The following is a 22,087-nucleotide window of genomic DNA, read 5'->3' on the forward strand; positions in this document are numbered from 1 at the left end:
AAGTTCAAGGCTTTTTATAGTGGATTGACGAGGGATTGTAAAAGATTCCTCTTCTTGAACTATGGTCAAAGCTCCTGAAACTATATATAATGAACAAGTTAAGAGGTGATTCGATGTTAAGGTCTAAAACACGCTGGAAACTGGCTGAAACAGATGAAACAAACATTGATCGGCTCCAGAGTGAACTTGGAATTTCTCGACTTGCTGCTTCGCTTTTAGTTAATCGAGGTATTGAGGGAGAAGAAGAAGCGAAAAGATTTCTATATAAAGAGAATTTAACTTATCACGACCCATATTTAATGGATGGTATGAAGGAATCGGTCGAAAGAATTCAACAGGCGATTGCTTCTGGTGAGCGAATCCTTATTTTTGGTGACTATGATGCCGATGGCGTTAGCAGCACGACTGTACTTGTCTATACGTTACGCGAGCTTGGCGCTATATTTGATTACTATATTCCTAATCGATTTACAGAGGGATACGGACCTAACGAAGCTGCTTTTAGACAGGCACAAGAAGATGGGTATCAACTAATAGTGACTGTAGATACAGGAATATCCGGTGTACATGAGGCTGAAGTTGCTAAAGAAATCGGTATTGATCTCATTATTACTGACCATCATGAGCCTCCTCCGGTTCTGCCCGATTCCTACGCGACAATAAACCCTAAAAAGCCAGGGTGTGGTTATCCATTCAAAGGTTTAGCAGGAGTAGGGGTTGCATTTAAACTTGCGCAGGCTTTGCTTGGAAGAATTCCAGGAGATTTATTAGAGATCGTCGCAATGGGTACCATCGCTGATCTTGTACCACTTCAGGATGAGAACCGTCTTTTAGCAAGCGAAGGTATTCGCGCCCTTCAGAATTCAAATAAGCCAGGAATAAAAGCTTTGCTAGATGTATGTGGTTTAAAAGGTCAGGAGCTTAACGAAGAGCATCTTGGTTTTGGAATAGGACCGAGACTAAATGCTGCGGGCCGTCTTGATAGTGCAGACCCTGCAGTTGAACTGCTGACAACAGATGATCCGATTCTTGCTGAGCAGCTGGCATCTGATATTGATGCTCTTAATAAGAATCGTCAGGAACTAGTTAATACAATGACGAAAGAAGCGATTGAAGAGGTTGAGTCAAAGTACTTGAGTGATGAAAGCAATCGCGTACTCATCATTGCTAAGGAAGGATGGAATGCGGGGGTCATTGGAATCGTGGCTTCACGACTTGTTGAAAAGTATTATCGCCCAACCATCGTGATGAGTATTGATCGTGAGAAAGGTGTCGCAAAAGGATCTGCACGAAGCATTGAGGCCTTTGATATGTTTGCAAACCTTTCTGAATGCAGAGACATTCTCCCTCACTTCGGTGGTCATCCAATGGCCGCTGGTATGACCATTGATTTAAGCTACCTAGAAGATTTGCGTTCAAGATTAAACAAACAGGCTTTAGATAAGTTAACAGAAGAAGATTTGACACCACTTACAAAAGTAGATCTTCATTGTCGTGTAGAGGATGTTACTCTTGAGACAATTGAAGAAATGAACCTTTTGGCTCCTTTTGGAGTAAGTAATCCGAAACCAGTTGTTATGCTAAAAGACGTTCATCTCTCTCAAATTAGAAGGATTGGGAGTCAGGACAATCACCTCAAGGTAGGCCTTGAGGAAAACGGCGCTACGCTAGATGGCGTAGGGTTTCATTTCGGTTATGCATTTGAAGAAATAGCATCAAGAGCTGCTGTAAGCGTAATTGGCCAACTTTCCGTCAACGAGTGGAATGGACTTCGAAAGCCACAAATCTTTGTGAAAGATATCGCTGTGAATGAATGGCAACTCTTTGATTATCGAGGCATTCGAGGTTTGAAAAAACGACTTGAAATGCTGCCGCTCGATAAGCTTGTTATGGTAGCTTTCCAAAAAAACACCATGACAAAGCTTGGACTTGAGGATTGGAAAGATTACATTATTGTTGATCCAACAGAACAAGAGAAACTAGCAATTGAGAATAAATATGTTATGCTACTCGATCTTCCGGATTTAGAAGAAGATCTTATCAATCTGTTTCGAAATGGTGGGTTACCAGATCGAACGTATGCAGTATTTGAGCATGAGGAGGATCACTTTTTCTCAACGCTTCCGTCACGTGAGGATTTTAAATGGTTCTATGCTTTCTTAATGAAGAGAGGTAGCTTTAACTTACGCGATGCCGAAAAGCTCGCAAAGCATAAAGGTTGGTCAAAAGAAACAGTTCCCTTTATGTCAGAGGTGTTTTTTGAGCTAGATTTTGTTACAATGGATAATGGACTGATTTCTCTAAATCCACAATCTGTAAAAAGTGAATTAACTTCTTCTAAAACGTATAGGAGTAAGCTTGAAAAAGCAAAGCTCGAAAATGATTTTTGCTATTCCTCCTATCATGCTTTGAAAAGTTGGTTCGATCAATCAGTTAATTGTTTCAATAGCACTGAGGAGGCCATTAAGTAAATGAATTATAAAGATTATATCGCAGTGGTTGAAGATTATCCGAAAGAGGGTATTCGTTTTAAAGACATCACTCCGTTAATGCAAAACGGCGAAGCTTACCGAGGAGTCGTTAATGATATTGCGGATTTTGCGAAAGATAAAGATGTTGATGTTATTGTAGGACCTGAAGCAAGAGGATTTATCGTAGGGTGCCCGGTTTCATATATTCTTGGTATCGGTTTTGTACCTGTTCGAAAAGAAGGTAAATTACCACGCGAAGTAGCTAAAGTAGACTATGGTCTTGAATATGGTAAAGACGTCCTTACGATTCATAAGGATGCTATTAAGCCAGGTCAACGAGTATTGATTACGGATGACTTGCTTGCGACTGGCGGTACGATCAATGCAACGATCGAGCTAGTTGAAATGCTTGGTGGAGTTGTTGTAGGACTTGCTTTCATGATTGAGCTTTCCTATCTTGAAGGGCGTAAAAACCTTGACCGTCATGATATCTTTACTCTAATGACATACTAAAGAATGGAGTGTCCGAATAGCCGGACGCTCTTTCTCTTTATGCACCTTAGACATAAAGATTGAGCGTTTAATAATTAGGGAAAACGACATTTTTCTCTTAATCTCTTTACATGCTGACTTTTTTTAACGATAATAGAAGCAATATACCAACAGTAATCAAGGTGATTTGATGACGATAGAAGAAGTGATGGAAAGAGCGGAGAAGTATCTGTCTGAGGACGATCTCTCTTATCTTAATAGAGCATTTGAATACGCGCGAAACGCACATGAAGGCCAGTACCGCAAATCGGGTGAACCCTATATTATTCATCCTATTGAGGTTGCTGGCATTCTTGTGAACCTTGAAGTAGACCCTGTGACAGTGGCTGGGGGCTTTCTTCATGATGTCGTTGAAGACACCGACGTGACGCTTGAACAAATTTCTGATGAATTCAGCCCGGAACTTGCCATGCTCGTTGATGGCGTTACGAAGCTGAAGAAAATCAAGTATAAGTCCAAGCGGGAGCAGCAAGCTGAGAATCACCGGAAGATGATGATCGCTATGGCTCAAGATATTAGGTGCATTCTGATTAAATTGGCTGATAGACTTCATAACATGCGTACGCTTAAGCACATGCCAAAAGAAAAACAAATGCAAAAAGCGAATGAAACGCTAGAAATATTTGCGCCTCTAGCCCATCGTCTAGGAATTTCCACTATTAAATGGGAGCTTGAGGATACGGCGCTTCGTTATTTAAATCCACAGCAGTATTATCGCATCGTGAATTTAATGCAAAAGAAACGGGCTGAACGTGAAGGATTTGTCCATGAAGTTGTGGACGAAATTCAAGAGCGTGTGAAAGAAGTTTCCATTGAAGCTGAAATTTCAGGTCGTCCGAAACATATCTATAGTATCTATCGGAAAATGGCTAAGCAACATAAGCAATTTAACGAAATTTATGATTTGCTCGCGGTACGTATCGTTGTGAATAGCATCAAGGATTGCTATGCCGTTCTTGGCATTATTCATACATGCTGGAAGCCTATGCCTGGTCGTTTCAAAGATTATATTGCTATGCCAAAAGCGAATATGTACCAATCGCTTCATACGACAGTCATTGGACCTAAAGGTGACCCTCTCGAGGTGCAAATTCGAACGTCTGATATGCACAAAGTTGCTGAATACGGGATTGCCGCTCATTGGGCGTACAAAGAAGGCGATGAGAATCAGGTGAATAGCTCATTTGAGAAAAAGCTATCATGGTTTAGGCAAATTCTTGAATGGCAAAATGATGTTTCGAATGCTGAAGAATTTATGGAGTCTCTTAAGATTGATCTATTCAGTGATATGGTTTTTGTCTTCACGCCTAAAGGAGACGTATTTGAATTGCCTACTGGCTCGGTACCTCTTGATTTCGCCTACCGCATTCATACTGAAATTGGGAATCATTGCATTGGCGCAAAAGTGAACGGCAAAATGGTACCACTAGATCATCGGTTGAAAACAGGGGATATCGTTGAAGTTCTAACTTCTAAGCACTCTTATGGTCCAAGTAAAGACTGGTTAAAAATCAGTCAAAGCTCCCACGCTAAGAATAAGATTAAGCAATGGTTTAAGAAAGAAAAGCGTGAAGAAAACGTTGAAAAAGGTCGAGAGCTTGTTGAGAAAGAAATTAAAAACCATGGCTTTGAATTAAAGGCTGTTTTGACTTCAGATAACATTGCAAATGTATCTAAGAAATTTAACTTTACAAGTGAAGAAGATATGTACGCAGCTGTTGGATATGGTGGAATTACAGCTGCACAAATTGCAACAAGGCTGACAGATAAGGCTCGTAAAGAACGGACGAAAGAGCAGGAAGAAGAGCTAGCAAAATCAATTATTGAAGGTAAGACCCATTCACCTTCTCGGCCGCCAAAGAGAGCAGAGTCGGGTGTGCGAGTGAAAGGGATAGACAACCTGTTAATCCGCCTTTCACGATGCTGTAACCCTGTTCCAGGTGATGATATTGTGGGCTATATCACGAAAGGGAGAGGTGTCTCGATTCACAGGAAAGACTGTCCTAATGTGAATGAAGAGAATGGTCAGGAACGCCTCTTAGAGGTTGAATGGGAAAGCGACTCCCCAAAAAACTATAATGTTGATATCGAAATCAGTGGTTTTGATCGGAGAGGTCTTCTGAATGAGGTTCTTCAGGCTGTAGCAGAAACCAAAACCGACATGACGTCTGTTTCTGGTCGATCAGATAATAACAAGATGGCAACAATTAGTATGACTGTCTCCATTCGGAACACAGCTCATCTTCAAAAAGTGGTCGAGCGTGTTAAACGAATTCCAGATATTTATGCTGTTCGTAGAATTATGCAGTAGTTAAGAAAGGAAGTTCTCCATGAAAGCCGTTATACAACGTTCAAAGCAAGCCTCAGTCACCGTGAATGGAGAAACTACAGGTGAGATCGATCATGGCCTTGTGGTGCTCCTAGGGGTTACGCACGAGGATACAGAAGAGGATGCAGGCTATCTTGCTACTAAAATTGCAAACCTTCGTATATTTGAGGACGAAAATGATCGAATGAACCTGTCAGTGAAAGACAAAGGTGGAGCTATTTTATCTATATCACAATTCACGTTATACGGTGATTGCCGTAAAGGGCGACGTCCAAACTTTATGAAGGCGGCAAAACCTCCTGAAGCCAGCGTACTTTATGATAAGTTTAACGCTTTACTTAGAGAAGAGAGTCTCGAGGTGCAAACAGGTGTTTTTGGTGAGATGATGGACGTTCAGCTTACGAATGATGGACCTGTAACTCTTATCATTGAGAGCAAAGAATGACAAAAAACCGCAATTCCTAATTGGAACTGCGGTTTTTTTGTTCATCCATATAGATAGAAAAGCAAGTCAAACGGTTCTTCATCTTAAGCGTTAATACTGTAAAAAAGTAAGGATGCCATTTGAAATTTCAGTAGTCACTTTTGATTGGTAATCCAACCTATTCACTAATTGCTCTTCCCATGGATTTGAGAGAAAGCCAAGCTCAAGAAGGACAGAAGGCTGCTTATTGTTCCTTAGAACATAATAATTTCCATAACGAATACCGCGATCTCTCAAAGTTGTATCATCTCCGATTTTGGCGTGTATCGCTGAAGCTAGGGACATATCATTCTCACCATAATAATACGTTGTTGTTCCATTTGCAGTTGGATCAACTGTGCTATCGAAATGAATACTTACAAATGCATCAGCTTGATAACGATCTGATAAAAGAGTTCGTTCAGAAAGAGAGACAAATGTATCATCATCTCTCGTTAAAATAACTTGAACCCCTGCATTCTTTAATTTTTCCGCGATAGTTGTTGTTGTCTTCAATGTAAGGATTTTTTCAAGTGTCGTAATGCCTAGGGCACCACTGTCGTAGCCACCGTGACCAGCATCAAGAACAACTGTTTTTCCAGATTTCAAGACAGGCGAAGTGGATAGTTTAGATGCAGTAGAGACGACCCAGTCCGCAACGTATGCTGAACGACCATCGTCAAGAAGGATACGAAACCATTTGCCTTCTTTTGCAGCTATTTTGTAGCGCGCTTTTGCAGGCGCTTGTTTAATAACTTCATAATTCAACCCGGGCCCACTTCTTAAGTTTGTTGCATGGTATAGAATCGTAAGGAATTCTGACTCCTCTTGTTTGTTTGTTTCTTGCAAATAGGTACTGTCTACCCAACCAGTCTGTCCATTCTGATAGCGAATGAAGCTCCAGTTTTTTTCTTGACGAACTTCTTCTACAATTGTTCCTGAAGGGAGTTGAGATATGATCCGATTCTCCGTTCCCGGGAAGTCACGAACGTTTAAGATACGTGCCTTTACTTCTTTTATCTCACTTGATTTTTGATCTGGGCTAGCTGTTGTAGAACTTACTAACCAGGACGCTACCCATCCGGTTTGTCCTTTAAATTGAATGGAGGTCCAATCGCCAGAAGTCTCAATCACATTCCACTCAGAATCTTGAGTGATATTTCCAATAACTTTGTATTCTTTACCAGGGCCAGAACGGACTTGAAGATCAGCCACGGTTGATTGTATTGATTTCCTCTCTTTGGAATCAGAAGAAATGCTTACTAGTCTACTTGAAACCCAACCTTCTTCCCCAGTATGGAGTTGAACGTTTGTCCAATCTGTCATTCTTTCGAGAACGATGGCTGAATCCCCCTTATGAACCTGTGTGATAACAGATGAAGTAAGAGAGGGTTCGAAGCGGACATTTACAGTTTCCTCAAAATAAGCATTTTTCTCAGCCGAAGCAGAAGTAGAGAAAATAATGGCTATGACAAAAAATAAAAATGCAAAAATCATTTTTTTCAAGTGATGACTCCTTTCAATGATGCCTGCTGCTTTCATAAGATAATTTCTTTATCGGATAAAAAGATTCCTCCGTTAAGTAGTAAAATGCATTCTTTTTGGTGAAACTAAGAAATAATTGAACTAATAAAAGGTGGGGTCTTGTGAGATCAACTAATAAAGAAATGATGAGCTATCATATGTCACAGCCGGAATTTGGTATCGACTTTCATGATTTTCTACAAAAAGAACAGTGTTTGTCAAATATGGAACTCGCAGAAGAATTTGGACTTTCATTAAAAAGCGTGAAAATCATGAAACAAAAAATGAAGCGATAATGTTTTATAAAACCAACCCTAATATACTTGACAAAAAAATCACTGACTCGTATGATAGAAAACAATTCAGTAAATCGATACGAAGCTCCGATGAGGAAGAAAAGTAAAAAAATACCGGGTTGATAAGAGAGGAAATGCCGCTAGGCTGAGAGCATTTCTCGATACCGCTTTTTTGAAAGACACTTCCAAGGATCGTCTCCGAACAGATAACTCAGTAGGGGACGACGTAGACAGGCGTTAACTGTTTTAAGAGGAAAGATTTATCTTTCCATTAGGGTGGCACCGCGGGTAACTCTCGTCCCTGAATTTCGATTCAGGGATGGGAGTTTTTTTGTATCCAAAAAAAGGATTTAGCCCATTAGAATTAGCCGTTAGTAGAGCTTCTTGCTAGTGATTAAAGGAGGATATAAACATGAGTTTTCAAATTCCAAGAGGTACTCAGGATATTGTTCCTGGTACATCGGAGTTATGGCAATACATTGAAGATAAGGCAAGAGATATTTGCCGCAGATACAATTATCATGAACTTCGAACGCCAATATTTGAGTATACCGAGTTATTTCAACGCGGAGTAGGCGATACAACAGATATTGTTCAAAAAGAAATGTATACATTTGAAGACCGCGGTAATCGTAGTTTAACACTCCGACCTGAAGGAACAGCTTCGGCGGTTCGAGCTTATGTAAATAACAAGATGTACGGTTTACCCGAGCAGCCAGTTAAACTGTATTACATCGGCCCTATGTTCCGCTATGAACGCCCTCAATCTGGGCGGATGAGACAATTTGTTCAGTTCGGAATTGAAGCGCTAGGAAGTAATGACCCTTCGATTGATGCAGAGGTTATTGCGCTTGCGATGAGTTTGTATCAAGAATTGGGACTTAAAAAGCTTAAACTATATTTGAATAGTCTCGGTGATAAAGAAAGTCGTGAGGCACACCGTCAGGCATTAATTAATCATTTTGAGCCAAGAATCGGAGAGTTTTGTAGCGATTGTCAAAACCGCCTGGAGAAAAATCCTCTTCGTATTCTTGATTGTAAAAAGGATCGTGACCATGAATTAATGGGAACTGCGCCTTCCATCATCGATTATTTAAATCAGGAATCGACTGTTTACTTTACAAAAGTAAAAGAAGCCTTAGATCAAATGGGAATTGATTATGTTCTTGATGACCGCCTTGTACGCGGACTAGATTATTATAATCACACAGCATTTGAAATCATGAGCGACGCTGACGGCTTTGGAGCTATTACGACGTTGAGCGGTGGTGGTCGCTATAATGGACTCGTTGAAGAAATGGGTGGCCCATCAACACCTGGAATCGGTTTTGCAATGAGCATTGAGCGTCTTTTAATGGCATTGGAAGCAGAAAGTGTTGAGCTCCCGATTGAAAAGACAATTGATTGTTATGTTGTGACAATGGGGGAAGAAGCACAAAAGGTTTCTAATGGCCTTGTTCAGAAGCTTAGAAATGCTGGGATTTCCACAGAGCGTGACTACCTTGATAAGAAGATGAAAGGTCAGTTTAAAGCGGCTAATCGACTCAAATCAAAGTACGTAGCAATTCTAGGTGATGAAGAAATTGAAAAGAATGAAATTAACATTAAAGATATGAACTCAGGTGAGCAAGAATCAATAGATTTAACACACGTTGATTCTTATCTGAAAGGGAAATTAAAGGAGGAAGTTGGAGAATGATCGGAAGAAGCCATTCATGCGGGAAAATTCGTGAAAGCGAGATCGGGCAAACAGTAGAATTAAAAGGTTGGGTTCAAAAGCGTCGTGATCTTGGTGGATTAATCTTCATTGATTTTAGAGACCGTTCAGGTATTGTACAGGTTGTATTCAATCCAGACCTTTCAAAAGAAGCGCTTGAACTTGCTGAGAAAGTTAGAAGTGAGTACGTACTAGGCATTACTGGTAAAGTAGTATCTCGTGCGGAGGGAACGGTTAATCCGAATCTTCCAACAGGGTCGATTGAGGTGCATGCTGAATCACTTGAAATCCTCAATGCTGCGAAGAATCCTCCCATTAGCATTGCAAACGATGTAGAAGTTGGAGAAGATATTCGCTTGAAATATCGCTACCTGGACTTGAGACGGCCGGTGATGCAAGAGACATTCAAGCTCCGTCATCGAACAACTAAAGTCATTCGTGATTTCCTGGATCATAATGAATTTCTTGAAATTGAAACTCCAATGTTAACAAAAAGTACACCTGAGGGCGCTCGTGATTACTTAGTACCAAGCCGTGTGCACGAAGGGGAGTTCTACGCTCTTCCGCAATCTCCACAGCTCTTTAAACAACTGTTAATGGTTTCAGGATTTGAACGCTATTACCAGGTCGTTCGCTGCTTCCGAGATGAGGACCTTAGAGCGGACCGTCAACCTGAATTTACTCAAGTCGACATTGAAACATCCTTCCTTCCAAAAGAAGATTTAATTGCGATGATGGAAGAAATGATGAGTGCGGTATTGAAGGAAACGAAGGGATTAGAAATTGAAAAGCCATTCCAACGCATGACTCATGCTGAAGCGATGAATCGCTACGGATCAGACAAACCTGATACGCGTTTTGAAATGGAATTTGTGGATGTGTCTAATCTTGTAAAAGACTCTGACTTTAAAGTATTCTCTAGTGCAGTTTCTTCTGGTGGAGCTGTTAAAGGTATTAATGCAAAAGGTGCAGCAAGTAAGTACTCACGTAAAGATATCGATGCGTTAACAGAGTATGTGAAAACGTACAAAGCAAAAGGACTGGCATGGTTAAAAGTAGAGGAAGATGGTTTGAAAGGCCCTATTTCTAAATTCTTTGACGAGGCTCTTGCATCTCAACTAAAAGAAGCATTCGATGCAGAAGCGGGTGACCTTCTTCTGTTCGTAGCTGACAGTAAATCTGTTGTAGCAGACAGTCTCGGTTCTCTTCGTTCAAAGCTTGGAAAAGACCTCGACCTTATTGACTATTCCAAGTTTAATTTCCTTTGGATCATGGACTTCCCACTGATGAGTTACGATGAAGAAGCTGATCGTTATTTTGCGGAACATCATCCGTTTACAATGCCGTTGAAAGAAGACCTTCATCTTCTTGAAGAAGAGCCAGGAAAAGTTCGTGCAGATGCATATGACCTTGTCTTAAATGGTTATGAGTTAGGCGGAGGTTCCCAACGTATTTTCCAGCGTGATATTCAGGAAAAAATGTTTAAAGCGTTAGGATTTACAAAAGAAGAAGCAGAGGAAGAATTTGGTTTCCTTCTTGAAGCGTTCGAATATGGTACCCCACCACATGGTGGAATTGCATTTGGTCTTGATCGTCTCGTGATGTTGCTTGCAGGAAGAACGAACCTTCGCGACACAATTGCTTTCCCTAAAACAGCTAGCGCAAGCTGCCTGTTAACAGAAGCTCCTTCTCCAGTTAGTGAGGATCAACTAAAGGAGTTGAATCTTGAGCTAGCTAAGAAGCCAGTTGGTGCTGAGAAAGAGTAAAAAAATAATAAAAAGGACCTAATACCTGATGATTGAAATCGGTTTGAAGGTCTGCTATAATTCAATTACAAGTTAACGAAGAGTCCTGAAGTGTTCGTTTACTTCCATAATAATTTGAGCCAACACTTTTACAACGGGAGCCTGACTCTTTCCATTCAAAGTACATGCCTCGGTAGCTGAGGACTTACGGAGAATGGGATAAGGCACCCACCTGCCAATGCAGGTTCAACGATTATGGAAAGGACGGCACAGTTGGGGCTCTTCTATTTTTATGACAATTAATAAAGCATCCGTTCATTTCGAACGGATGCTTTTTTTTGTTTGAATTGTTTTTTAAGTGTTCTAGTTCAAGAGTGCCAATATCTTTGTTTCTAAACGCTCGTCTCCGCTTTTTTTGTCCAGCTGCAGTGGGCAGACTCTCGGTCACTTCACCTTTTCATCCGAACACAAAGACCGTGTTCAAATGAAAAGGCTCCAGTGCCTGTCGTGTCCAAACGCCCCCTTCCGCTTTTGGTGTCTAGCTGCAGCGCCCAGCCTCTCGATCGCTTCACCCTCTAAAATGAACACAAAGAGCGTGTTCTTTTTAGAGGGTTCCAGCGCTTGTCGAGGCTAAACGGGCGCTTCCGCTTTTCGTTTTCACCTTGCGACTTTTTCTAGGTTCCCATTCTTATCCATTTTGAATGTTGGGACGTTGTGTTCTTCGTTGTCGTTTAGGACGACCATTCTTCTGGCTCGGTCCATGATTTGGATGAGGGATTGGTAATCTTCTTTCATGATTTGTTGTTCGTTCTCGAGTGTTTTGATTTTTTGTTGAAGAAGGGTGTTTTCTTCTTTTAGGTGTTGATTCTCTGATTCTAGTTTCTCGACATTTGTTCTAAGCCTGTTTGTTGAGGAAGCGGATTGTTCTAAGTTTGATAAGAATGAGATTACTTCTCTCATAGTCATTTCTTTTTTCATTTGTACCGGTTCGGTGTATGGTGTTGAAGTTTCAATTAATGGTTGTGAGATTGGTTGTTCTTGGGTGGAAACAGTCGTATGTGTTTCTTTATTTGTGTATTCAGGCTGCCTTCGTTCGGCTCGTTTCATTTCTTTTCGCTGTTTTTTCGCTAGCTTTAAGGCCTGCTCGTATCTTTCGCGGACAATGGCATTCCAGCGGAATCCGACAGCTGCTGATGTACGACTTAGTCGATCACCAACTTCATCAAAGGCCTTTAATTGCGTACTGCCTTCTCTTACATGCCGCAGCACTGTTTCGGCAAGCAATAAATCATCTTCATGAGACCAGGCATCTTGTCTTACTTTCATTTTCATCCAGCTCCTTTATGTGATTAACATTTTTGCGTTTTGAAAGTAATCATAGCTTTGCCAGTATGGAAGAATTTATACAGAAGTCTTGTAAATTTGAGGTAGATTGCAAGAGTGAATAGAAAAAACAGCAGAGCATAAGCCCTGCTGTTAAGATTTCTTGCTATCAGATTTGATGCGTTCAGCGAAATAATCAAGTCTCTTTTGAATCGTTCTTTCGTGCCCGCGCTCAGTAGGTTTATAGAACGTTTTTCTGACCATGTGATCAGGAAGGTACTGTTGAGGGACATATCCTCCTGGATAGTCATGCGGGAATTTGTAGTCAATCCCATGCCCTAGTTCTGAAGCCCCTTTGTAGTGTGAGTCACGTAAATGAATAGGAACTGTTCCGTTTTTTTCTTTTTTTACTGCTGCAAGTGCAGCATCTATACCTGAAATCACCCCATTGCTTTTTGGAGCGGTAGCAAGATATAACGCTGCTTCGGCTAGTGGAATTCTAGCTTCCGGCATACCAATAAATTCGACCGCATAGCTGGCCGCATGGGCAATTAGAAGTGCGTTTGGGTCGGCTAATCCAACGTCCTCAGCTGCATGGACATAAAGGCGTCTCGCGATAAATCTAGGATCTTCACCTGCATAGATCATTTTTGCTAACCAGTAAAGCGTAGCGTCTGGATCAGATCCTCGTATACTTTTAATAAAGGCCGAAACGGTATCGTAGTGATTATCGCTATCCTTGTCGTATTGAAGCACGCGTTGCTGGATGGATTCTTCTGCAATTGCAAGACTAATTACAAGTTTTCCATCTTTATTTGGAGTCGTTGTAAGGATGGCGAGTTCTAACGCGTTTAGAGCTGTTCTAGCGTCTCCATTAGAAACGTCTATGAGATGCTCAATGGCTTCATCCTCGATTTCAACATCGTACTTTCCAAAGCCGCGATCCTTGTCGTTAATCGCCTGATAAAGAATGTTTTTAATAGTTGTTTCATTAAGATGTTCAAATCGAAATAATCTTGAACGAGAAAGAAGAGCCGCATTAATTTCAAACATTGGGCTTTCTGTTGTTGCTCCGATTAACACGATCGTTCCATCTTCAACAAAAGGAAGAAGTGCATCCTGCTGTGATTTATTAAAGCGATGGATTTCATCTATAAAGAGCACCGTTTTTTGATCATCAAGCTTTAAGCGATCTTTTGCTTCAGCCGTCAGTCTTCTAATGTCAGCTACTCCTGAAGTAACAGCATTTAACTGTTCGAAATGAGCAGATGTAGTGTTGGCTATAATACGTGCAAGTGTTGTTTTACCGGTTCCTGGTGGACCGAAAAAAATCATTGGAGTAAGTTGATCAGCTTGGATGGCTCTTCTCAATAATTTGCCATCACCAATAATATGGTCTTGGCCGATAAATTCTTCAATGGATCTAGGTCGCATTCTGCTAGCGAGAGGTCCAGAAGAAGTATTGTTGTTTTCTTTTGGGTAATCAAATAAATCCATAGAACACCCGTCCTTTCATAGTTAGTTGAAACATACTATACGGGTTTTGGAAATGCAAGAAAAACCGGTTCGTGCTATAATAGCGAAGGTTTACTAACAGAATCAATGGCTAAATAGATGAGAGAAGATTGAGTTAAGAGGGATGAGATGAAACCAGATAACAAAGGCATACCATGGTTCTGGATGAGCTGGGGAATATTTATATTAGGTCTTTTGGTTATGGCTTTTGGCATTTCTCTGATGATTAAAGCTGAATTCGGTAGCGCGCCATGGGATGTCTTCCATATCGGACTGTATCAGCAGTTTGGATTAACAATTGGCACATGGTCAATTCTAATTGGTTTTCTGATTATTGGCTCGACTTCATTATTAGATCGAACCTGGCCAAAATTAGGTGCTTTTCTAAACATGCTGCTTGTAGGTGTGTTTATCGATATTTATTTATGGGTTCCTTTTTTAAAAACTCCGGATCATTTGATAGGTAAATTGGTTATGCTTGTTAGTGGTATTCTGATCATGGGGTACGGCATCGGTCTTTATATTGCAGCAGATCGTGGAGCAGGTCCAAGAGATAGTTTAATGCTTGTATTAACAGAACGAACGGGGTGGAAGGTACAACATATCCGACTTACTATGGAAATAGTTGTCCTTTCTCTTGGATGGCTTTTGAATGGTCCTATTCATGTGGGAACACTTTTGTTTTGTATTACCATAGGGCCAATTGTGGGTTATTCATTGCCACAGTGCAAAAAACTTGTGGCTCGATTGATAGAAAGAGGTGGCAGATTTGAAGATATCAACAAAAGGAAGATACGGATTAACAATTATGATGGAGTTAGCAAAAAAGCACGGTGATGGTCCGATCTCTTTAAAATCCATTGCTAGAAGCAAAGATTTATCAGAGCATTACCTTGAACAGCTAGTTGCTCCATTAAGAAATGCTGGTCTTGTTAAGAGTGTTAGAGGGGCATATGGTGGTTATATTCTAGCGCAAGAAGCAAGTTCAATTACAGCGGGAGATATCATACGTGTTCTAGAAGGACCCATTAGTCCTGTTGAAGTTATGGACGATGAAGAACCTGCTAAACGAGATCTGTGGTTAAAAATACGAGACGCTGTGAAAAATGTTCTCGATTCTACAACGCTAGAAGATCTTGCTACCTATGAAGGTGAAGGAGAACAAGATAGTTATATGTTTTATATTTAGTAGCCGGCTCACTGCTGGTAGTAAGAGGTGACTAATAATGAGTGCAATTTATATGGATCATGCTGCGACCTCTCCGGTCCATCCCGATGTTATTGATGCGATGGTTTCATCACTAAAAAGTGATTTTGGTAATCCTTCAAGTATTCATCAGTTTGGCCGTAAGTCACGTCATGCACTTGATGAAGCGAGAAATAATCTTGCGAGCAGTATTCATGCTAGAGCTAATGAAATTATTTTCACAAGTGGGGGTACAGAAGCAGATAATCTTGCAATTGTAGGAGCTGCTAAAGGAAACCTTGCTAAAGGAAACCATATTATCACAACAGTAATTGAGCATCATGCTGCACTGAATGCTTGTAAAGTACTTGAAAAAGAAGGATTTGACGTAACGTACTTACCTGTGGATGAGAATGGTAGAATTTCTATAGATGATCTAGAAAAGGCGATTCGGCCAGAGACAATCTTAATAACAGTTATGTATGGTAATAACGAGGTTGGGACAGTACAGCCAATTGCAGAGATCGCCAAGTTGGCAAACAATTCTGATATTCTGTTTCATACCGATGCCGTCCAAGCGTATGGCTTAATCGATCTTGATGTAAAGCAACTTGGCGTAGATCTTCTTTCTGTTTCAGCACATAAAATCAACGGGCCAAAGGGCGTTGGCTTTCTTTATGTTAAGGATGGGACAAAGCTGTTGCCTCATTCATTTGGCGGTGAACAGGAGAGAAAACGACGAGCAGGCACAGAGAACGTTGCTGGCATTGTAGGAATGGAGAAGGCAGCTGAATTAATGCGGATTGATCGAGAAGCGAAAGTGGAGCTTTATCAGAATATGAAGCAAGTGATGCTAGGAATTTTTGAAGAAGCATCCATTCCTTATCGTATCAACGGTGATCAGGATCATATCCTTCCACATGTATTAAATGTTAGTTTTTTAGATGCAAAAGTGGAACCGATGTTAATGAATCTAGATCTTGCAGGTATTGCAGTATCGAGTGGTTCGGCCTGTACGGCTGGATCGCATGAACCTTCACATGTGTTGACAGCGATGTTTGGTGATAATGAGAGAACACAAACGGCCATTCGTTTTAGCTTTGGATATGGAAATGCAATTGAAGATGCCACAAAAGCTGCGAGTGAAGTCGTTAAGATTGTCAATCGTTTGAAGAAGTTATAAAATAGTCAGGACACAATTTGTGTTAAAGAAGAGGAGGTGCAACCATGGCAGCACGTAAGAATGAAGATATACGAGTCGTGGTTGGAATGTCCGGAGGTGTTGATTCATCAGTAGCTGCATTAATGTTGAAAGAACAAGGCTATGACGTGATCGGCATTTTCATGAAAAACTGGGACGACACCGACGAAAACGGGGTATGCACAGCAACAGAAGATTACGATGATGTTATTCGTGTATGCAACCAGATCGGCATTCCGTACTACGCAGTCAACTTCGAGAAGCAATACTGGGATAAAGTGTTTACTTATTTCCTAGATGAATATAAAGGTGGACGTACACCAAATCCTGACGTTATGTGCAACAAAGAAATTAAATTCAAAGCATTTCTTGAACATGCACTAACGCTTGGAGCAGATTACCTTGCGACAGGGCACTATGCGCAAGTGGTCGAACGCGACGGAGAAGTCAAAATGCTTCGTGGTGTAGACGACAATAAAGATCAAACTTACTTTTTGAATCAGCTCACGCAAGAGCAACTTTCTAAAGTAATGTTCCCACTTGGAGGCATCGAGAAGAAAAAAGTTCGAGAGATTGCGGAAGAAGCGGGTCTTGCTACAGCGAAGAAAAAGGATAGCACAGGAATTTGCTTTATCGGCGAGCGTAATTTCAAAGAATTTCTTGGACAATATCTTCCTGCTCAACCAGGCAAAATGATGACGCTTGGTGGAGAAGAAAAAGGACAACATGATGGATTGATGTATTATACAATTGGTCAGCGTCATGGCCTTGGAATTGGTGGCGACGGTGAACCGTGGTTCGTGGTAGGTAAGAATCTTGACGATAATGTTCTTTATGTTGACCAGGGTTTCCATAATGACCTCTTATACTCTGATTCCCTTATTGCAGTGAATTCAAGCTGGGTTTCGAATCTTCCGATAGAAGAGCATATCTCTTGCACAGCGAAATTCCGCTATCGTCAAAAAGATTCAGGCGTTACGGTGGAAAAGCTGGATGATGATCGCTTGAAAGTAACATTTGATGAACCAGTACGCGCTATTACACCTGGACAAGCCGTTGTCTTCTATAACGGTGATGAGTGTCTCGGCGGAGCAACGATTGATCAAGTATTTAAGAATGCAAGCGAACTAACATACGTTTAACAATTAGCCTCATTTCGAAATGAAATGAGGCTGTTTTTTGAGGTGGAGAAACCGCCGCTAACTTATGCTAAACTAGAGATTAAGTTAAAGAAATAAGGAGTTTTTTAAAATGAGTAATAAAAATGAACAAGCGATTGAAGCAATGAATAATGGACAATTAGAAAAAGCTGTAACGCTACTTTATGAAGCAATAGAAGAGAATCCTAAAGATCCAGTTGCTTATACGAATATTGGAAATCTCCTCGCACAGGCAGGAGAAATTAAGCAGGCTGTCGCATATTTTGAAAAAGCGATTGATTTGGATGAAACGCAGGGGACTGCTTATTATGGCGCAGGAAACGCATTCTTTGAACTAGAGCAGTATAAAGACGCTGCAGACATGTACCAGAAAGCAATCCAGCAGGGGCTTGACCAAAGTGATGTTCACTTTATGATTGGTCAGTGCTTTATGATGCAGGATGCACTTCGATTAGCATTACCTTTCTTCCAGAGAGCTGTTGAGCTCAATGAGGAAGATACGGAAGCGCGTTTTCAGTATGCACTTTGTCTCGCGCAAGATGGGGCAATCGATGTAGCGCTTCCTCAGTTTGAGAGAGTCGTTGAAGAGGATCCGGATCATGCCGATGCGTGGTTTAATTTAGGTGTGAGCTATGCTTATCAAGAAAATTTGACGAAAGCAATAAGCTGTTTTGATCGTGCACTCGCTATCCAACCAGATCATCTCTTAGCAGGAAACGGGAAGAAACAAATGGAACAAGCGATGAACAATAACAATTAAATTTTAAGTTATTGGAGAGAAGATCTTATGGATCAGCCACAAAAAGGGTATATCAAAGGAAGACCCATTCAAATGATTTTTTTTAATGAAGATAGTTTGTATGGAGTGGCAAGACTTCGGATTTCTGAAACGAACGAACCTTATGATGAGAAAGAAGTCGTCGTGAATGGAATGATTCCTCGACTTCTTGAAGATGAGACGTATGTATTTTACGGACGCTTTACGGATCATCCCCGTTATGGGAAACAGTATGCTGTTGAATCATTTGAGAGACAGATGCCTGAATCAAAGCCAGGGCTTATCCAATACTTATCTAGTGATTTATTCCATGGAATTGGTGAAAAGACAGCTGAATCGATTGTTGATGTGTTAGGTGAGCGCGCCATAGCTAAAATTATGCGTGATCCATCAATATTAAGTAAGGTTCCAAAGCTATCTGAAGAAAAAGCAAAGGGACTATATGATTCTCTAATGGAGCATCAGGGGCTTGACCAAATTATGATTCGATTAACTGAGTTAGGATTTGGACCGAGACTATCGATGAAAATTTTTAAAGCCTATAAGCAAGAAACGCTCGAGATTGTTGAGAAAAATCCATATCAGCTTATTCAAGATGTGGAAGGTATTGGTTTTCGACGTGCGGATGATTTAGGGAGATCGATTGGTATTGAAGGAAAGCATCCTGATCGCATTCGGGCAGCATGTCTTCATACGTTAAATGAACAAACGTTACAGGAGGGACATGTGTATCTTGAGTACGATGCATTGATTCAATCTGTGAATGAGTTACTAGGTGATAAGCTTGATGAAGCAGATATTTCAAGGGAACTGATCTCTCTTTACGAGAGTGATAAATTGATTCTTGATCGAGAGAGAATCTATTTACATTCACTTTACTATGCTGAAAAAGGTCTTGTGACTGGATTAAATAATGTGATGTCACAAACGGAGTATGCTGACTCATTTCCGGAATCTGAATTCTATCGCGCTCTAGGAGACCTTGAAGAACGACTTGGTATTCAATACGCTCCGTCACAGCGTGAAGCGGTACAAAAAGCAATTGCTTCTCCGTTTATGATTTTAACTGGCGGACCAGGTACGGGGAAAACGACGGTTATTAAAGGGATTGTAGAGCTCTATGCTGAGTTAAATGGACTTTCACTTGAACCGAAAGATTACTCAAAGGATAAACCGTTTCCAGTGCTACTTGTAGCACCAACAGGAAGAGCAGCGAAACGGATGAGTGAAGCAACAGGACTACCGGCTTTTACGATACATAGATTACTTGGGTGGAAAGGTGAGGCGGGATTTGAGCATGATGAGAATAATCCGATTGAAGGCAGGTTGTTAATTGTCGACGAAGTATCCATGGTTGACGTGTGGCTTGCCAATCAATTATTTAAATCCTTACCAACTCAAATTCAAGTGATTGTTGTTGGTGATGAAGACCAACTTCCTTCAGTAGGACCAGGACAGGTGCTCAAGGATATGATCGATTCAAATGCAGTTCCCGTTAGTAAACTGACGGCCATTTATCGACAAGCTGAAGGCTCTTCGATTATTGATCTCGCGCACTCTATTAAAGAAGGAGAGCTTCCAGAAGAGTTTCGGAAACCGACGCCTGATCGGAGGTTCTTTCCTTGTTCCCAAGCACAGATTATTGAGGTTGTCTCGCAAGTGTGTGGCAATGCATTAAAGAAAGGATACTCTCCTCGGGATATTCAAGTTCTAGCTCCAATGTATCGAGGGTCGGCAGGAGTGGATCTGCTAAATCAGGAGCTTCAAAAGCTGTTTAATCCTGCAACGGAGCAGCGAAGAGAGCTTTTACATGGAGATCTCGTTTATCGAGTCGGTGATAAAGTTCTTCAACTTGTAAACAATCCTGAAGACAATGTCTACAATGGTGATATGGGCGAAGTTGTTTCTGTATTTTTTGCGAAAGAAAATATTGAAAAGCAGGATCAGCTTGTTGTTTCATTTGATGGACAAGAAGTAGTTTATGACAGGCCTGACTTTAATCAATTAACACATGCCTACTGCTGCTCCATTCATAAATCCCAGGGTAGTGAGTTTCCAATTGTTGTTCTTCCTATTGTAAGAGGGTATTATCGGATGCTACGAAAAAATCTTCTTTATACAGCCGTTACAAGAAGTAAGGATTATTTGATTTTATGTGGAGAAGAAGAGGCCATTAAACTAGCTATCCAAACAGAAGATGATCAGGTCCGAAACACGCAATTAACGGAGAAATTGCAAGAAATGATCGGGGAACAAACGACAATTGAAGAGTCGATGTAGAAGCCAGAGAAAATCTCTGGCTTCTTTCTATTCAGCTTTACTAGGTAATTCACGCCTTATGAACATGAGCCTCTGTTGAAAAGAAACGATTACTTTACAAATGCCGTATAGAATGACTTCAATCTGGACAGGATGGTGTATATCTTCTTAAATAGCTGGATTAGGAGGCATATGGAGATGGAATGTCCAAATTGTAAAAGTAAAAATATAGGGAAAATCGGGGCGAATCAATTCTATTGTTGGAACTGTTTTGTGGAAATGTCGATTATTAAAGGAGTTCTTTCCTTACACCAGGTGGAAGAGGACGGATCGCTAACATCCCTGGATGACTTATTTGAAGACTATGATATGCGAGTTGAGTTGTAGATGGTATTTGCTAGCAGGAGGGATTGACAGTGAAGCGTGAATGGAACCTGAACTGGATCATTTATTTAACGACCCTTCTGCTAGTTTTTTTATGCATTTATTTATTGCTGAAGCTTTCTCCCATTTGGGATCCGATCATCGATGTGTTAACTGTTTTAATTGTTCCATTTTTAATTGCTTCTCTTATAACTTATTTGCTTCATCCCATTGTAGAGAAAATTCATAAAGAAGGTTTGCCAAGAGGGATAGCTGTACTTTTAATCTATGTTCTGTTTTTTGGAGGTACTGGCTATGCGATTTTTAAGGGGCTTCCTCATATTGTGAAACAGTCACAGGAGTTAATGGAGAACGTTCCAATGTTCATTGATATGTATCGGGATGCTGTGCATCATACATATGACTTCACTTCAAATTTACCTCCTGCTTTACAAGGAAAGGTTGATCAAACTTTTCAGGATGTTGAAGATGCTGTTAACAATACATTGACATTGGCGGTTGAATTAGCAAAGAAGTTACTTAGTTCTTTTTTTGTCATTATGATTATTCCTTTCATCGTGTTCTATTTATTGAAGGATTTTGAGACGTTTAAAAAAACAGCATGGAGAATAACGCCACCTAAGTGGAGAGCACGCGGAAAGAACCTACTCATCCGAATAGATGAATCGCTTGGTAATTATATTCGAGGTCAATTTTTTGTGATTTCGGTGTTAGGTGTTCTTGCGGCACTGGGATTCTGGTTGATTAAGCTTCCATATGCGATTCTACTGGGGATTATTGTTGGTATAACGGATATTATCCCATACTTTGGACCTTTTCTTGGCGCGGCTCCAGCACTATTAATTGCATCGACCGTTTCAGTTAAAATGACGATCATTACGATTATCGTTATTGTGGTTCTACAGTTTATTGAAAGTAATATTTTATCGCCCTATATTGTTGGGAAAAGTCTGCACATTCACCCGGTCATCATAATTTTTGGACTTCTTGCAGGGGGAGAGATTGCTGGCGTAATCGGACTAATTCTTGCAGTACCTGCTCTTGCGGTTCTGAAAGCACTTTTTCTCTATCGAAACGAAGATGAATGAAGCGATTGACAAACGAATGCTGCTCTGACTATAATAATCCCAGAGATTAAGAATTAAACACATTGACGGAACGAGTATGTTGACCCCTATTCTTGA

At 40.7% G+C, this 22,087-nt stretch carries 18 protein-coding genes, 1 other RNA gene and 1 other annotated feature; of the genes, 16 read left to right on the forward strand and 3 right to left on the reverse strand.

Annotation, left to right across the window (positions count from 1 at the left end; genetic code table 11):
- The first annotated feature begins 113 nt into the window (after positions 1-113).
- From recJ to dtd, 4 genes are all read left to right on the forward strand, one after another.
- A complete protein-coding gene (recJ, locus tag ABVF21_RS11275) occupies positions 114-2,471 on the forward strand; it encodes a single-stranded-DNA-specific exonuclease RecJ (protein ID WP_303531868.1) in 2,358 nt (785 codons plus the stop codon).
- Positions 2,472-2,984 carry an adenine phosphoribosyltransferase gene (locus ABVF21_RS11280; RefSeq protein WP_194219429.1) on the forward strand — a complete coding sequence of 171 codons (513 nt, stop codon included), beginning with the start codon at positions 2,472-2,474 and terminating at the stop codon, positions 2,982-2,984.
- A gap of 187 nt (positions 2,985-3,171) precedes the next feature.
- Positions 3,172-5,334 (forward strand): RelA/SpoT family protein, encoded by a 2,163-nt coding sequence (locus ABVF21_RS11285; RefSeq protein ID WP_371018278.1) that lies wholly within the window; start codon positions 3,172-3,174, stop codon positions 5,332-5,334.
- 19 nt (positions 5,335-5,353) lie between these two features.
- Positions 5,354-5,797 carry a D-aminoacyl-tRNA deacylase gene (dtd, locus tag ABVF21_RS11290; protein WP_303531866.1) on the forward strand — a complete coding sequence of 148 codons (444 nt, stop codon included), beginning with the start codon at positions 5,354-5,356 and terminating at the stop codon, positions 5,795-5,797.
- 90 nt (positions 5,798-5,887) lie between these two features.
- Here the strand turns inward: dtd and ABVF21_RS11295 are convergent, their stop codons facing one another.
- Positions 5,888-7,312 (reverse strand): N-acetylmuramoyl-L-alanine amidase, encoded by a 1,425-nt coding sequence (locus tag ABVF21_RS11295; protein WP_303532319.1) that lies wholly within the window; start codon positions 7,310-7,312, stop codon positions 5,888-5,890.
- Positions 7,313-7,461: 149 nt separating this feature from the next.
- On the opposite strand from ABVF21_RS11295, the gene ABVF21_RS11300 reads away from it, so the two are divergent.
- From ABVF21_RS11300 to ssrS, 4 genes are all read left to right on the forward strand, one after another.
- Positions 7,462-7,635, forward strand: a complete 174-nt coding sequence (locus ABVF21_RS11300; protein ID WP_194219659.1) for an RNA polymerase subunit sigma-70 — start codon at positions 7,462-7,464, stop codon at positions 7,633-7,635.
- Positions 7,636-7,716: 81 nt separating this feature from the next.
- Positions 7,717-7,941, forward strand: a binding site (T-box leader).
- A gap of 106 nt (positions 7,942-8,047) precedes the next feature.
- Positions 8,048-9,334, forward strand: coding sequence for a histidine--tRNA ligase (hisS, locus tag ABVF21_RS11305; RefSeq protein WP_371018222.1), 1,287 nt, complete (start codon positions 8,048-8,050; stop codon positions 9,332-9,334).
- Positions 9,331-11,118, forward strand: coding sequence for an aspartate--tRNA ligase (gene aspS, locus ABVF21_RS11310; protein ID WP_371018223.1), 1,788 nt, complete (start codon positions 9,331-9,333; stop codon positions 11,116-11,118). Before hisS ends, aspS begins: the two co-directional genes overlap by 4 nt.
- 79 nt (positions 11,119-11,197) lie before the next feature.
- A non-coding RNA gene (ssrS, locus tag ABVF21_RS11315) (6S RNA) lies at positions 11,198-11,381 on the forward strand.
- Between the two features lie 373 nt (positions 11,382-11,754).
- Here the strand turns inward: ssrS and ABVF21_RS11320 are convergent.
- Positions 11,755-12,423: an RsfA family transcriptional regulator gene (locus ABVF21_RS11320; protein ID WP_371018224.1), complete on the reverse strand. Its 669-nt coding sequence runs from the start codon at positions 12,421-12,423 to the stop codon at positions 11,755-11,757.
- Positions 12,424-12,573: 150 nt separating this feature from the next.
- On the reverse strand, positions 12,574-13,917 hold the full coding sequence (locus ABVF21_RS11325) for an AAA family ATPase (protein ID WP_303531857.1): 1,344 nt from the start codon (positions 13,915-13,917) through the stop codon (positions 12,574-12,576).
- A 147-nt stretch (positions 13,918-14,064) separates the two neighbouring features.
- Here ABVF21_RS11325 and ABVF21_RS11330 point away from each other — a divergent pair, with 147 nt between their 5' ends.
- From ABVF21_RS11330 to ABVF21_RS11365, 8 genes are all read left to right on the forward strand, one after another.
- Positions 14,065-14,772, forward strand: a complete 708-nt coding sequence (locus ABVF21_RS11330; RefSeq protein WP_303531855.1) for a YczE/YyaS/YitT family protein — start codon at positions 14,065-14,067, stop codon at positions 14,770-14,772.
- Complete coding sequence (gene cymR, locus ABVF21_RS11335; RefSeq protein ID WP_303531852.1) at positions 14,705-15,124, forward strand: cysteine metabolism transcriptional regulator CymR; 420 nt, start codon at positions 14,705-14,707, stop codon at positions 15,122-15,124. The genes ABVF21_RS11330 and cymR overlap by 68 nt, the downstream gene beginning before the upstream one ends.
- 37 nt (positions 15,125-15,161) lie before the next feature.
- A complete protein-coding gene (locus ABVF21_RS11340; protein WP_303531849.1) occupies positions 15,162-16,304 on the forward strand; it encodes a cysteine desulfurase family protein in 1,143 nt (380 codons plus the stop codon).
- 44 nt (positions 16,305-16,348) lie between these two features.
- Positions 16,349-17,464, forward strand: coding sequence for a tRNA 2-thiouridine(34) synthase MnmA (gene mnmA / locus ABVF21_RS11345; protein ID WP_194219440.1), 1,116 nt, complete (start codon positions 16,349-16,351; stop codon positions 17,462-17,464).
- Between the two features lie 109 nt (positions 17,465-17,573).
- Positions 17,574-18,242: a tetratricopeptide repeat protein gene (locus tag ABVF21_RS11350; protein ID WP_194219441.1), complete on the forward strand. Its 669-nt coding sequence runs from the start codon at positions 17,574-17,576 to the stop codon at positions 18,240-18,242.
- A 27-nt stretch (positions 18,243-18,269) separates the two neighbouring features.
- Positions 18,270-20,540, forward strand: a complete 2,271-nt coding sequence (gene recD2 / locus ABVF21_RS11355) for an SF1B family DNA helicase RecD2 (RefSeq protein WP_371018225.1) — start codon at positions 18,270-18,272, stop codon at positions 20,538-20,540.
- Between the two features lie 177 nt (positions 20,541-20,717).
- Positions 20,718-20,906 (forward strand): hypothetical protein, encoded by a 189-nt coding sequence (locus ABVF21_RS11360; RefSeq protein ID WP_194219443.1) that lies wholly within the window; start codon positions 20,718-20,720, stop codon positions 20,904-20,906.
- A gap of 29 nt (positions 20,907-20,935) precedes the next feature.
- Positions 20,936-21,991, forward strand: coding sequence for an AI-2E family transporter (locus tag ABVF21_RS11365; protein WP_303531842.1), 1,056 nt, complete (start codon positions 20,936-20,938; stop codon positions 21,989-21,991).
- Positions 21,992-22,087 lie beyond the last annotated feature (96 nt).

It is taken from the genome of Pseudalkalibacillus sp. JSM 102089 (genome assembly GCF_041366475.1).
Lineage (GTDB): Bacteria > Bacillota > Bacilli > Bacillales > Guptibacillaceae > Guptibacillus > Guptibacillus hwajinpoensis_B.